This is a genomic window from Pseudomonas sp. SID14000 (assembly GCF_002165135.1).
Classification (GTDB): Bacteria; Pseudomonadota; Gammaproteobacteria; order Pseudomonadales; family Pseudomonadaceae; genus Aquipseudomonas.
In genome coordinates this window covers 57,308-69,999 of the sequence record NZ_NFZQ01000009.1, presented here as the reverse complement: position 1 = coordinate 69,999, position 12,692 = coordinate 57,308, and the positions used below count along the sequence as shown (strand labels likewise).

General features: G+C 61.3%; 11 protein-coding genes. 7 read left to right on the top strand and 4 right to left on the bottom strand.

What is annotated here, in order from left to right:
• Positions 1–331: 331 nt before the first annotated feature.
• Both CAY82_RS14925 and CAY82_RS14920 read right to left on the bottom strand, forming a co-directional pair.
• Complete coding sequence (locus tag CAY82_RS14925; RefSeq protein ID WP_087501909.1) at positions 332–970, bottom strand: peroxiredoxin; 639 nt, start codon at positions 968–970, stop codon at positions 332–334.
• 165 nt (positions 971–1,135) lie between these two features.
• Entirely contained in the window at positions 1,136–2,470 is a 1,335-nt protein-coding gene (locus tag CAY82_RS14920; RefSeq protein ID WP_087501908.1) for an OprD family porin, read from the bottom strand.
• 531 nt (positions 2,471–3,001) lie between these two features.
• Between CAY82_RS14920 and tauA the strand changes: the two genes are divergently transcribed.
• The 4 genes from tauA to tauD are packed head-to-tail and all read left to right on the top strand — an operon-like array spanning position 3,002 to position 6,507.
• Positions 3,002–3,973, top strand: coding sequence for a taurine ABC transporter substrate-binding protein (gene tauA / locus CAY82_RS14915; RefSeq protein ID WP_087501907.1), 972 nt, complete (start codon positions 3,002–3,004; stop codon positions 3,971–3,973).
• A gap of 27 nt (positions 3,974–4,000) precedes the next feature.
• Positions 4,001–4,789 carry a taurine ABC transporter ATP-binding subunit gene (tauB, locus tag CAY82_RS14910; RefSeq protein ID WP_087501906.1) on the top strand — a complete coding sequence of 263 codons (789 nt, stop codon included), beginning with the start codon at positions 4,001–4,003 and terminating at the stop codon, positions 4,787–4,789.
• Entirely contained in the window at positions 4,786–5,625 is an 840-nt protein-coding gene (gene tauC, locus CAY82_RS14905) for a taurine ABC transporter permease TauC (RefSeq protein WP_087501905.1), read from the top strand. The genes tauB and tauC overlap by 4 nt, the downstream gene beginning before the upstream one ends.
• Positions 5,626–5,673: 48 nt before the next feature.
• Entirely contained in the window at positions 5,674–6,507 is an 834-nt protein-coding gene (gene tauD / locus CAY82_RS14900; protein ID WP_087501904.1) for a taurine dioxygenase, read from the top strand.
• A gap of 126 nt (positions 6,508–6,633) precedes the next feature.
• Here tauD and betT read toward each other — a convergent pair whose 3' ends face one another.
• Together betT and epsC are read right to left on the bottom strand one after the other, a co-directional pair.
• Entirely contained in the window at positions 6,634–8,595 is a 1,962-nt protein-coding gene (gene betT, locus CAY82_RS14895) for a choline transporter BetT (RefSeq protein ID WP_170931082.1), read from the bottom strand.
• 332 nt (positions 8,596–8,927) lie between these two features.
• Positions 8,928–9,860 carry a serine O-acetyltransferase EpsC gene (epsC, locus tag CAY82_RS14890; protein ID WP_087501902.1) on the bottom strand — a complete coding sequence of 311 codons (933 nt, stop codon included), beginning with the start codon at positions 9,858–9,860 and terminating at the stop codon, positions 8,928–8,930.
• Between the two features lie 391 nt (positions 9,861–10,251).
• Between epsC and tcyJ the strand changes: the two genes are divergently transcribed.
• The 3 genes from tcyJ to tcyN are packed head-to-tail and all read left to right on the top strand — an operon-like array spanning position 10,252 to position 12,472.
• Complete coding sequence (gene tcyJ / locus CAY82_RS14885; RefSeq protein ID WP_015268587.1) at positions 10,252–11,046, top strand: cystine ABC transporter substrate-binding protein; 795 nt, start codon at positions 10,252–10,254, stop codon at positions 11,044–11,046.
• Positions 11,043–11,711, top strand: coding sequence for a cystine ABC transporter permease (gene tcyL, locus CAY82_RS14880; protein ID WP_063914445.1), 669 nt, complete (start codon positions 11,043–11,045; stop codon positions 11,709–11,711). The genes tcyJ and tcyL overlap by 4 nt, the downstream gene beginning before the upstream one ends.
• Before the next feature lie 2 nt (positions 11,712–11,713).
• A complete protein-coding gene (gene tcyN / locus CAY82_RS14875) occupies positions 11,714–12,472 on the top strand; it encodes an L-cystine ABC transporter ATP-binding protein TcyN (RefSeq protein ID WP_087501901.1) in 759 nt (252 codons plus the stop codon).
• Positions 12,473–12,692: the final 220 nt, after the last annotated feature.

The following is a 12,692-nucleotide window of genomic DNA, read 5'->3' as shown; positions in this document are numbered from 1 at the left end:
GGTTGCACCTGCTTGCCTCGTTGTCGGGCGAGTAAGGTGGCGAAGCGGGTTGGGCCGCTCAGATACTGGAGGTGACATTAACAGTCGCCGCATATATCTAGAAATCATATTTTTTCATTTATTTATTCCATTTTATCAATATCCTGCTTTGGCCCTTTCGCGGGTAAACCCGCTCCCACAGGGACCGCACAAGGCCTGAGACTTGCGCTATCCCTGTGGGAGCGGGTTTACCCGCGAAGAAGCCAACACGGTTTCAGCAGGCATAAAAAAGGGCCGTCGAAACGGCCCGAAAATCCCTGCTATGGCTAAGAGCAATGCAACGAGGAATCCTTTAACGGTTGGGTTGCGGGGTCAGCCGCAGATAGGGTTTGACCGCCCGGTAACCTTTGGGGAAGCGCTGCCTGATCTCTTCCTCGTCCTTCAGCGAAGGCACGATCACCACGTCGTCACCGTCCTGCCAGTTACCTGGTGTGGCGACTTTGTGGTTGTCGGTCAGTTGCAGCGAGTCGATCACCCGCAAGATTTCGTTGAAGTTACGTCCGGTACTGGCCGGGTAGGTGATGGTCAGGCGCACCTTCTTGTTCGGGTCGATGACGAACAGCGAGCGCACGGTCAGAGTGTCGCTGGCATTCGGGTGAATCAGGTCGTACAGGTCGGACACCTTGCGGTCGGCGTCGGCAATTATCGGGAAGTTGACCACGGTGTTCTGGGTTTCGTTGATGTCATCGATCCAGCGGTGATGCGAGTCGACCGGGTCGACCGACAGGGCAATGGCCTTGACCCCGCGCTTGGCGAAGTCGTCCTTGAGCTTGGCGGTCAGGCCCAGTTCGGTGGTGCACACCGGAGTAAAGTCGGCCGGATGGGAGAACAACACCCCCCAACTGTCACCCAGCCACTCGTGGAAGCGGATCTTGCCTTCGCTGGAATCCTGTTCGAAATCGGGGGCGATATCGCCGAGTTTTAGGCTCATGGGCTGCGGCTCCTGTGCTGGGTTCTGTACCGTGTGGGTTCAATGTGCCTGCTTTCGATTAAAAATAAAAAGAATAAATACTGATTTATTTATAACTATTAAGCATACGAAATTGCAGACACAAAAAAGCCTCGCTCTAGGCGAGGCTTCTTGTTCAGCTACGGCTTACAGGAAGTTGTAAGTGTAGTTCACGATAAAGCGAGTCTGGTCTTTGTCCGCGGAGCTTTCACCGCTACCACGGTAGACGCCTTGACGCAGGCTGAAGCCCAGGCCTTTGAGGGCGCCTTGCTGAAGGGTGTAGTCGACACGTGCGTCACGTTCCCATTCGTTGTAGCTGCCGTCGCCCGACTTGTTGCGGATATCGTCACCACGCAAGTAGGCCACCGAAGCCTTCAGGCCCGGAACGCCCAGTGCCGCGAAGTCATAGGAATATTGACCGAAGGTGGTGTTCTCACCGGCGCGGGCGAACTGGTTGATCATGCTGTCGGTGAACAGGTAGAAGCTCGAGCCGCCATTGCCTTCCAGCGAAGAAGTGGCGCCGTCCTTGCGGACACTACCTTGGTTCAGCCAGACGAAACCACCATCGTCACCCACTTGCTGGTGACCGACCATCAGCGCGTGGCCACCCAAGGTGTAGGTGAACATGGCGCTCCAGGTCTTGTTGTCGACCTCGCCTGCGTTCTTCGCATAGCCACCGTTGTTGTCGAAGGCGTAACCGGTCTCGCCATTCTTCCCGTCGCTGCGGCTATCGAAGTAGCGCAGGTCAGTCTTGAACGACTGGTTGTCAGCAATCTTGAAGACGTGAGTGGCACCCAGGAAGTGCTGCTTGTAGAAGTCTTCCAGATTCGAGTAGTAGTACTGCAGGGTCAGGTCTGGGGTGAGCTTGTAGTCACCACCGGCGAACTGGAACTTGTTGCTGTCGCGGAAGGCGCCAGAAACCGAAAGACCAGTACGGTTGCTCGAAGCACGACCCATGGCGTGGGTCAGTTGACCTGCGTTAATGGTCAGGTTGTCGATTTCCTTCGACTGAAGGGTGCCGCCCTCGAACGTCTGCGGCAGCAGACGACCATCGTTGGAGACCAGAATCGGCAGCATAGGCGCCAGGGCACTGCCGTAGTGAACCTCGGTCTTAGAGAAGCGAGCCTTGGCGTTGCCTCCAATGCGTGCCCAGTCGTGGACTGCCGAACCATCGGAGTCGCTTGGGAAGAAGGTGTTGTTGGCATCTGGACGGCTACCACGGCCACCATCCAGGTGAATGCCCCAAAGCGCTTGAACGTCAACACCAAAACCTACGGTGCCTTCGGTGAAGCCAGACAGGTAGTCGAGCTTGAAGCCCTGACCGCTTTCTTTCTGGTCGATACCGCCTTCGCGGTTGTCATCGTTGAAGTACATGGTGCGCGAGCTGAGCGACAGCTTGCTGTCTTCGACGAAACCGGCAGCGCCTGCTTGTTGGGCGAGAACCCCCAGTGCCACGGCCAGGGCCAGGCTGGACTTGTACATGTTTTGCTCCTCTACGTTCTAATTCTTGTGTATCTCTGGCGGCGGGATCTGCTGCCCCGCTCACCGTGGATTGGCGATTTAGTCCCAAAGCGTGACCGGAAAGTCAATCGTTTCTAAACGTTTCGCGACTTTGGTCTAAGACGCCACCTGCGCTACAGGATAATGACAATCCTATAAATCCAAAATGACTGTTTTATGAATTGGTAAGATTTTTAAGGAATATGTTAGGAACTGTTACTGCCATTCGTTAGCATCGCCAAACTTTTAATAACATAAGGTTATTTGCAAACGTTTGCTCATAACCTAATTCCGTATTGTTCTATCGGGACGAAAAATCCTAGCAGCCTTCTCGGGTTTCGCCATTGAGCCAAATCACCACCCTCCCCGGCTAAGGCCGCTCCTACAGGGACCGCGTAGCGGTTAAAGCAATTGGCTCCTAAGCTAATGCCAAAAAGTTATTTATTTTAGCTTTCTTAGATCACTTAGCCTTCTCGTCATCCATCACATCGATTGCCTGACGAGAGGTTCACCATGATCCCGCACGCTCCGCTGCGCCTGTTCGCCGCCCTGACCCTCGCCAGCGCCAGCTGGTTGGCCCAGGCTGCCGACCTGACCGTGGCCTACCAGACCACTGTCGACCCAGCCAAGGTGGCTCAGGCCGATGGCGACTACGAAAAAGCCAGCAAGGCCAGTATCGACTGGCGCAAATTCGACAACGGCGCCGACGTGATCACCGCCGTAGCCAGCGGCGATGTGCAGATCGGCTATCTAGGCTCCAGCCCGCTGGCCGCTGCCGCAACCCGCAAGCTGCCGGTCGAGACGTTCCTGATCGCCACGCAGATTGGCGCCGGTGAAGCACTTGTCGCCCGCGACAGCATCAAGAATCCGCAAGACCTGGTCGGCAAGAAAGTCGCCGTGCCGTTCGTCTCCACCGGTCACTACAGCCTGCTGGCCGCACTGAAAAGCTGGAACATCGACCCGTCCAAGGTGCAGATCCTCAACCTGGCGCCACCGGCGATCATTGCCGCGTGGAAGCGCGGCGACATCGACGCTACCTATGTCTGGGACCCCGCCCTGGGCGTGGCCAAGGAAAACGGCAAGGTGCTGATCACCTCCGGCGAGCTGGCCGAGAAAGGCGCACCGACCTTCGACGCCTGGATCGTACGCAAGGACTTCGCCGCCAAGCACCCGGACGTGGTGAAGGCCTTTGCCAAGGTCACCCTCGATGCCTACGCCGACTACCGCAAGAACCCGCAAGCCTGGCTGGCCAACCCCGACAACGTGAGCAAGCTGGCCAAACTGTCGGGCGCCAAGCCTGCCGACATCCCGGTACTGCTGCAGGGCAACGTCTACCCGCTGGCCGCCGACCAGGCCAATGCACTGGGCGCGCCGACCACCCAGGCGCTGACCGACACGGCCACCTTCCTCAAGCAACAAGGCAAGGTCGACTCGGTGCTGCCGGACTACTCGCCATACGTCAGCGCCCAGTACCTCCCCAACTAAGCCTGTAGAAACCGACCGGAGCCTGCCATGGCCTTGCTCGAACTGGAGCGTATCAGCGCACAGTACCCCGGTGCCGAAACCCCGGTACTGGCCGACATCAACCTGAGCCTGGGGCCGCGCCAACTGCTGGTGGCCCTGGGGCCCTCCGGCAGCGGCAAGACCTCGCTGCTCAACCTGATCGCCGGCTTCGTCGCCCCCAGCGGCGGACGCATCACCCTGGACGGCGTGCCCGTCCAGGGCCCCGGCGCCGAGCGTGGCGTCGTGTTCCAGGACGATGCGCTGCTGCCCTGGCAGAACGTGCTGGGCAACGTCGCCTTCGGGCTGGAACTGGCCGGCGTACCACGCACCGAGCGTGAAGCCAAGGCCCGCGAAATGCTGGCCCTGGTCGACCTCGACGGCTTTGGCGAGCGGCGTATCTGGCAATTGTCCGGTGGCCAGAAACAGCGTGTGGGCCTGGCCCGGGCGTTGGCGGCCGACCCACGGGTGCTGCTGATGGACGAGCCGTTCGGCGCACTTGATGCCTTCACCCGCGAGCAGATGCAAGAGTTGTTGCTACAGGTGTGGCAACGCACCGCCAAACCGGTGTTCCTGATTACCCACGACATCGAAGAAGCAGTGTTCCTCGCCAGCGAGCTGGTGCTGCTGGCGCCAAACCCGGGGCGCGTGGTGGAGCGCCTGCAACTGGACTTCGGCCAGCGCTACGCAGCGGGTGAATCGGCGCGGGCGATCAAGTCCGATCCGGCCTTCATCGAAACCCGCGAGCACGTACTGTCGCGGGTGTTCTCTCAACGTCAAAGCCTGCAGGAGCGCGCATGAGCAGCCTGGACCTGCCGGTCGCCGGCAAACGCAACGCCCAACCACGGCCAACCGCCAGGCTGCGCCGCCCCCTGCCCACCCGCTGGATCAGTATCTTGAGCCTGGCCAGCCTGCTGTTGGCCTGGTGGCTGGTGACGGCGGCCGGCTGGATCGAGCCGCTGTTCCTGCCCTCGCCCGCCGACATCCTGGCCAAGGCCGGAACCCTGCTGACCCAGGGCTACATGGATGCCAGCCTCTGGCAGCACCTGGGTGCCAGCCTGGGGCGCATCGGCGTAGCCCTGCTGGCCGCCACCTTCACCGCCATCCCGGTGGGTATCGCCATCGGCTACAACCGCGTGGCCCGCGGCATTCTCGACCCGCTGATCGAGTTCTACCGGCCGATCCCGCCGCTGGCCTACCTGCCGCTGATCGTCATCTGGTGTGGCATCGGCGAGCTGTCGAAGGTACTGCTGATCTACCTGGCGATCTTCGCCCCCATCGTCATCGCCACCGCCACTGGCGTGCGTACGGTCGACCCGGCCAGGCTGCGTGCCGCGCAGTCGCTGGGTGCGACCAAGGCCCAACTGATCCGCCACGTGATCCTGCCCAGCGCCCTGCCCGACATCCTCACCGGCATCCGCATTGGCCTGGGGGTCGGCTGGTCGACCCTGGTGGCCGCCGAGCTGATTGCCGCCACCAGCGGCCTGGGCTTCATGGTGCAGTCGGCGGCGCAGTTCCTGGTTACCGATGTGGTGGTGCTGGGCATCCTGCTGATCGCCCTGATCGCCTTCGCCCTGGAAATGAGCCTGCGTGCCCTGCAGCGCAAGCTGGTGCCTTGGCACGGGCAGAGCCACTGAATCCTGTTGACCACGCCAGCAGCCTGGCGCCTGATTGAAGAGACCGACATGAGCCTGACCATCACCCCCCTCAGCCCGGCGCTAGGCGCCCAGATCAGTGGCGTGGACATCAGCCGCGATATCAGCGCCGAAGAACGAGACGCCATCGAACAGGCGCTGCTGCAGCACCAGGTACTGTTCTTCCGCAACCAGCCGATAAACCCGCAGCAGCAGGCGCGTTTTGCCGCCCGCTTCGGCGACCTGCACATCCACCCGATCTACCCCAACGTTCCGGAAACCCCGCAGGTACTGATCCTCGACACGGCAGTGACCGATGTGCGCGACAACGCCGTATGGCACACCGACGTGACCTTCCTGCCGACCCCGGCCCTGGGCGCGGTGCTCAGCGCCAAGCAGTTGCCGGCCTATGGTGGCGACACCCTGTGGGCCAGCGGCATCGCTGCCTTCGAAGCCTTGTCGGCGCCGCTGCGCGAGATGCTCGACGGGCTGACCGCCACCCATGACTTCACCAAGTCGTTCCCGCTGGAGCGCTTTGGCACCACGCCGGAAGACCTGGCGCGCTGGGAAGCCACCCGGCGCAACAACCCGCCGCTTTCGCACCCGGTGGTGCGCACGCATCCGGTGAGCGGGCGCAAGGCGTTGTTCGTCAATGAGGGGTTCACCACGCGCATCAATGAGCTGAGCGAGCTGGAAAGCGAGGCGCTGCTGAAACTGCTGTTCGCCCATGCAACGCGGCCGGAGTTCAGCATTCGCTGGCGGTGGCAGGAGAATGACGTGGCCTTCTGGGACAACCGCGTGACCCAGCATTTTGCAGTGGATGACTACCGGCCGAACCGACGGGTGATGCACCGGGCGACCATCCTCGGGGATGCGCCCTTCTGATAGAGATGCATCAGCAGTGCCGGCCTCTTCGCGGGTAAACCCGCTCCCACAGGTACCGCACCAGTATTGAAGCCAGTGTTATACCTGTGGGAGCGGGTTTACCCGCGAAGAGGCCGGTACAGGTTACTATCTGACCAGATGCAGGAACTGCATGTGCCGTTCGTACTGGTCGAGGATGTCGTTGATGATCTGCTCCTTGCTGTAGCCCACCAGGTCATAGTTCTGGCTGCCTTCGCTCAGGTGCACCTCCGCCCGGTAATAACGACGGTTCTTCAACTCCTGCGTACCCAGCCCACCCAGGGCGAACGATGGCGTGAAGTAACCACGCATTTGCACCTGGTAGATGAACGGCTGTTCCTCGCCATGGCCAATTTTCAGGCTGACGTTATCGTGGCTCGGGTCGTCCTGGGTAATCAGCACCAGGCCCTTCTGCTCGAACACCTCGCGCACGTCGGCAATCGCCGGGCGCACCACGTCGTCCATGAAGCGGTACACCTCATCACGCGACGGGAAGTGCACCGCCTGGCTCAGGCGTTGGCGCCAGCCACCACGGCCACGGCGTGACTGGGCGAATGGGGCCAGCGAATGCATCTGCGCAATCTGCCGTTGCGATTCCAGGTAGAACGCCTTGTGCAGCCCCCACATCATGCACAGCAAGATCAGCGAGAACGGCAACGAAGTCAGCACCACCGCCGACTTCAGCGAATCGATGCTACCGGCGAACAACAGCGCGCTGGTGATCAGCGCCGTCATCGCGCCCCAGAAGATGCGCAGCCAGTTCGGCCCGTCCTCGTCGGCATCACCGCCCTTGGCCGACAAGGTCGACAGCACCACGGTGCCCGAGTCGGCCGAGGTGACGAAGAACACGAAGCTGATGAACACCGTCACGGCGATCACCGTCTTGCTCCAGGGGTAGGTCTCCAGCAGCAGGTACAGGCTCATCGACGGGTTATCCAGCGCCGACTGGCCCAGCGCGGTCATGCCGTGGTTGATGACCTGGTCCAGGGCGCTGTTGCCGAAGATCGACATCCACGCCAGGGTGAAGCCCAGCGGAATCAACAGCACGCCAAAGACGAACTCACGGATGGTGCGGCCACGGGAAATGCGGGCGATGAACAGGCCCACGAACGGCGCCCAGGCAATCCACCAGGCCCAGTAGAACACCGTCCAGCCGCCCAGCCAGTCGCGGTTCTCGCCGTAGGCATAGACGTCGAAGCTCTTGCGCGGCAAGGCCCCCAGGTAGTCGCCGAGGTTCTGGATCAGCGTGTTGAACAGGTGCTGGGTAGGCCCGGCGAACAACACGAACAGCAACAGCGCGCAGGCCAGGAACAGGTTGATGTCGCTCATCACCCGCACGCCCTTCTCCACCCCGGCGACGGCCACGGCCACCGCCGCGCCCATCATCAGGGTGATGAGCAGTACCTGCACCCACTGGCTGTGGTCGATGCCGAACAGGTAGTCGAGGCCGGCGTTCAGGTGCAGCACGCCAAAGCCCATGTCGGCACCCAGGCCGAACACCGTGGCGATGATGCCGAAGCCGTCCACCGCATAACCGATCGGCCCGTTGATGCGCTTGCCGATCAGCGGGTACAACGCCGAACGCAAGGCCAGCGGCAGGTTGTGCCGGTAGGCGAAGTAGGCCAGCGCCATGCCGACGAAGGCGAACACGCCCCAGCCATGCAGGCCCCAGTGCAGGAACAGGATCTGCATCGCCTGGCGCCCGGCCTCGGCCGTGCCCGCTTCGCCCTGGGGCGGCTGCAGCATGTGGGTCAAGGGTTCGGAAACGCAGAAGAAGAACAAGGTGATGCTGATGCCGGCGGCGAACAGCATGCCGGCCCACGACAGGTAACTGAACTCGGGCTCGTCGTGGTCGGCACCGAGCTTGATCTTGCCGTAGCCGGACAAGGCGGTGACCACCACGAAGACCAGGTATAGCGTCATCGCCAGCATGTAGTACCAGCCGACCGTGTTGGCCGCCCAGTTCTGCGCCGCCAGCAGCCAGTCGCCTGCTGCTTGTGGATAGGAAATGACCACCAGGCCGAAGATGAGGATGAAACTTGCCGCGAAATAGAACACGGGGGGGTTCATGCGGATCTTGCCGTTGGCAAGTGAAGGGGCCGATGCACTCATTGGGGGTGCACCTCGTCGAATGACGTAAGGTTCGGAATGAACGGGTTCAGCAAAGGAATCCTCCTGTTGAACACCGGCAGCGGACCAGCGTTTTTCATTGAACAAGCGTTCAAGTTAAACATGGATCGGATTTCAATGCGAATTGGGGCGCTGATTGGTGCCCTCCTGTTCCGGCCCTTTCGCGGGTAAACCCGCTCCCACAGGTACTGCACAAGATTCAAAATCTGTGGGGTTCCTGTGGGAGCGGGTTTACCCGCGAAGAGGCCGGTACAGGCCAAGGAAATGTCAGATCAGTTCTTGTCCTGGCAATCGAGCTGCAGGTTGGCCTGGGTGATGTTGCTCTCGGGCGGCACACTGCGGGTCAGCCACACATTGCCGCCAATGGTCGAGCCTTTGCCGATGGTAATCCGCCCCAGCACCGTGGCCCCGGCATAGATCACCACATCGTCCTCGACGATCGGGTGGCGTGGCAGGCCCTTGTGCAGGGTTCCCGATTCATCGCTGGGGAAGCGCTTGGCGCCCAGAGTCACTGCCTGGTAGATACGCACGCGCTCGCCGATGATCGCGGTTTCGCCAATCACCACGCCGGTACCGTGGTCGATGAAGAAGCTCGGGCCGATCTGCGCCCCGGGGTGAATGTCGATCCCCGTAGCCGAATGCGCCAGCTCCGAGCTGATCCGCGCCAGCAACGGCAGGCCGGCCTGGTACAGGTGGTGCGCCAGGCGGTGGTGGATGATCGCCAGGATACCCGGGTAGCACAGCAGCACTTCATCGACGCTACGCGCCGCCGGGTCGCCGTGGTAGGCGGCCAGCACGTCGGTATCGAGCAGCACGCGCAAGCCCGGCAGTGCGGCGGCGAAGCCCTGCACCAGGCTGAGCGCATGGGCATCGACGCCGGCCAGCTCGCCCTTGCTATGCCGCGCGGCGTAGCGCAGCTCCAGGCGGGCCTGGGCCAGCAAGGCGGTCAGCGCAGCATCCAGGGTATGGCCGACGTAGAAGTCTTCGCTTTCTTCACGCAGGTCGACCGGGCCAAGGCGCATGGGGAACAGCGCGCCGCACAGTTGCTCCAGAATCTGCCGCATCGCCTCGCGCGAAGGCAGCTCACGCCCGCCCTGCTCGCCAATGCTGCGGCCGTTGCGGGTGCGCCATTGTTCACGGGCGCCACGCAGGCCGGTGACGATGCTCTGCAACTGCCAGTGCCCGGATGAAGGTTGTTCGCTCACGGTTTTCTCCTGCCTGAAGAGGCCAACTGTTTTTATCGGCAGGTCAGGCCCTTTCGCGGGTAAACCCGCTCCCACAGGTACACCACAAGGCTCAAGATCTGTGGGGTCCCTGTGGGAGCGGGTTCACCCGCGAAAGGGCCGGACCTGCTTACATGTAATCCACTCTACGGCAAATCCGTCTCTTGGAAAAAACAACGCTTTATTCCATCCTGCGCTAAGTCAGGCATAAGCCGCGATGACGGAGCAGGCAACCTCGCCTACCCTCAAAGCAGCCAGCAACTGGCAAAAACCAAAAAGGAAATAACAAAATAATTTTTTAGTATTTCCTGGCCTAAGCAGCCAACTCTATATTCGCCACCCACTACTTCCACAACAAGCGCGGGGCTCTGTCATGTCGAAATTCGCCAAACCGCTACTCAACGCCAGCCTGGCACTCCTGCTGGGTGCCGGCCTGCTCAGCCAGGCCTTCGCCGGCGAGCAATTGAAGACCATCCAGGAAAAAGGCGTGATCAACGTCGGCCTCGAAGGCACCTACCCACCGTTCAGCTTCCAGGACGAAAACGGCAAGCTGACCGGCTTCGAAGTGGAGCTGTCCGAACTGCTGGCCAAAGAGCTGGGGGTAAAGGCCAAGGTTCAGCCGACCAAGTGGGACGGCATTCTCGCCGCACTGGAGTCCAAGCGCCTGGACGTGGTGATCAACCAGGTGACCATTTCCGAAGAGCGCAAGAAGAAGTACGACTTCTCCGAGCCTTACACCATCTCCGGCATTCAGGCGCTGATCCTGAAGAAGAAGGCCGAGCAGCTGAATATCCACAAGGCCGCCGACCTGGCCGGCAAGAAGGTCGGCGTGGGCCTGGGCACCAACTACGAGCAATGGGTCAAGAAGGACGTACCGCAAGCCGATGTGCGCACCTATGAAGACGACCCGAGCAAGTTCGCCGACCTGCGCAACGGCCGCATCGACGCCATCCTGATCGACCGCCTGGCCGCGCTGGAATACGCACAAAAAGCCAAGGACACCGAACTGGCCGGCGACGCCTTCTCGCGCCTGGAAAGCGGCGTAGCCCTGCGCAAGGGCGAGCCGGAACTGCTGGCAGCGATCAACAAGGCGCTGGACAAGCTCAAGGCTGACGGCACGCTGGCCAAGCTGTCCGAGAAATACTTCGGTGCCGATGTCACCAAATGATCGCTGAAAGCCTGCAACTCGTTGTCGACTCCACGCCCTTCCTACTGAAGGGCGCGGGTTATACCGTGCTGCTCAGTGTTGGCGGCATGTTCTTCGGCCTGCTGCTGGGCTTTGCCCTGGCACTGATGCGATTGTCGAAGATTCTGCCGTTGAACTGGCTGGCGCGGGTCTATGTGTCGTTCTTCCGCGGCACGCCGCTGCTGGTGCAACTGTTCGTCATCTACTTCGGCATGCCGCAGATCGGCATAGAGCTCGACCCGATTCCGGCCTCGCTGATCGGCCTGTCGCTGAACATGGCAGCCTACATCTGCGAAATCCTGCGCGCGGCGATTTCCTCGATCGACCGTGGCCAGTGGGAAGCCGCCGCCAGTATCGGCATGACCCGCGTCCAGGCCATGCGCCGGGCGATCCTGCCCCAGGCCTTGCGCACCGCCCTGCCGCCGTTGGGCAACAGCTTCATCTCGCTGGTCAAGGACACCGCCCTGGCGGCGACCATCCAGGTGCCCGAGCTGTTCCGCCAGGCCCAGCTGATTACCGCGCGCACCTTCGAAGTGTTCACCATGTACGTGGCGGTGGCGGTCATCTACTGGGTGCTGTGCAGCATCCTCGCGCACTTCCAGAACCGCATGGAAGCGCGAGTCAACCAGCATGACCAGGAGCATTGAGCATGATTGAAGTCAAAGGCCTGACCAAGCGGTTCAAGGGCCAGACCGTGCTCGACGGTATCGACCTGACCGTGCAGCCCGGCGAAGTGGTGGCCATCATCGGCCCCAGCGGCTCGGGCAAGACCACCTTCCTGCGTTGCCTCAACCTGCTGGAAACACCCGATGCAGGGCAGATCCAGATTGGCGACATCAGCATCGACGCCAACCGCTCGTTGGGCGGGCAGCAAAATGCGATTCGCCGCTTGCGCCAGCAGGCCGGGTTCGTGTTCCAGAACTTCAACCTGTTCCCTCATCGCACCGCCTTGGAAAACGTGATCGAGGGGCCAGTCATCGTAAAGAAGACACCCCGCGAGCAGGCCGTCGAACTGGGCCGGCGCCTGCTGGCCAAGGTCGGCCTGGCAGGCAAGGAAGACGCCTACCCGCGGCGCCTGTCCGGTGGCCAGCAGCAACGGGTGGCCATCGCCCGCGCCCTGGCCATGGAGCCGGAGGTGATCCTGTTCGACGAGCCGACCTCGGCGCTGGACCCCGAGCTGGTGGGTGAAGTGCTTGCAACCATCCGCGGTTTGGCCGAAGAGAAGCGCACCATGATCATCGTCACCCACGAGATGAGCTTTGCCCGGGATGTAGCGAACCGGGTGATCTTCTTCGACAAGGGCGTGATCGTGGAACAGGGCGAAGCCAAGGCACTGTTTGCGGCGCCGAAGGAAGAGCGTACCCGGCAGTTCTTGCGCAAGTTCCTGGGGACTGCTGCCTCCGAGTAAACCTGTTGCGGCCTCTTCGCGGGCACGCCCGCGAAGAGGCCGGCACATCCAGAGCAAATCCCTCCTTCTATGCATATTCCAAAGCGTTAGTTCATAAACTTTTTATAAAGCATTAGGGTATATAAACCGGACCACCGGACCAGCACACATCTGTCGCGATCAGCTGTAGCGACGTAACTTATTTGTGAGGTCAGGAATGGTCAGGATCACAATCACCCCA